Here is a 1,112-nt window from a genome sequence, read left to right as displayed (position 1 = left end):
GTCAATATCTAGAGAACAACGGCGCGAAGATGAAAGCATAATGTTCCGTTCGTGATGAAGAGGCAGCAATAGGGGCAGTACATTTTGATGCCCCTAAACTGACTCCAAGCTCCAACTCGTTTAGTCCAAGTAAGTGTTTTTCAACATTAGGCCAGATGGAGCTACCATGCTTACTTATGGCTTCATAAAATGCAGGGTATAGCCAATCCCATTGATCAGAGTAGTCAACATCTTTATTTATAACTTGAACCAGTATTTTGTCACATAAATTACCAGCAAAAGTCGGGTCTGATTCAGATATTAGGCGATTGACTGATTGCAGCCACCCATATCCATCATGACTTCTAAGTTTTTCGCCTTTAGCAAATGAAACGTTTAGTGTGAGGAAAGAAAGTGCATATTTGACGCTCTCTAAATCTAAGTTGTCTTTGGCTCGAATGTACATGTATAAAATGTCTAAAGATGCCCATATAGCATCCCCTTTTAGCTTCCCTAAAGACATACAAAAATTAGAGATCTCCGACTCAGAAAGATGGTCTGTAACGCGACCAATAGTTAGAGATAAGGTGGATGAGACAGTTATTTTATTTTGGCTGATTAGTTCAATTAGTTTATTTAACTGATTGGTATCGAACTTTCCGGTTGTTAGCGCCTCGCAATAATATGATTGAAGCTCTGGCTCATTGCCTATATGTTTTAATGCTTCATGCCAAGTATCTTGAGACACTGAATTTACACCATATAAATATCCCTTTAAAAATTGACTGTACTCACGCTTACGAGTTTTTAAGCGATCAAACAGTGCATTCAGGAAATCCGAGCTATTTTTATTGCAAATGGCTAATTCCTTTGCAAAAACCCATGTTTGCTTTTGTTCTGGAAAATCTAACAAAAGTGGTAAATGTTGCGTGATAATATCTAAGTTTACTTGATGTGCAAAAGACTTCGCCTCTTCAGCTGAATGATCAATATAATTGTCATTTTGATCTTTTTTAAAATTATTGGATGGGTTGAGAACAAGTTGTTTTAGTTTATCATCCCAATTATCTGCTTCTGGTGTTAGTAGCTTTTTCCACTTTTCAAGCGTAATAACTTCACGAGTGGTTAAAGCC

1 protein-coding gene is annotated in these 1,112 nt (G+C 37.1%); it reads right to left on the bottom strand.

The features are described from left to right. Window position 1: 1 nt before the first annotated feature. A partial coding sequence (locus R2S67_RS22740; protein WP_317347177.1) for a hypothetical protein occupies window positions 2–1,112 on the bottom strand: 1,111 nt, incomplete at its 5' end.

This window comes from Vibrio sp. T13N (assembly GCF_032970445.1).
Classification (GTDB): domain Bacteria; phylum Pseudomonadota; class Gammaproteobacteria; order Enterobacterales; family Vibrionaceae; genus Vibrio; species Vibrio diabolicus.
Note: the sequence above shows the minus strand (reverse complement) of the source record. Positions and strands in the feature narration are given on the sequence as shown.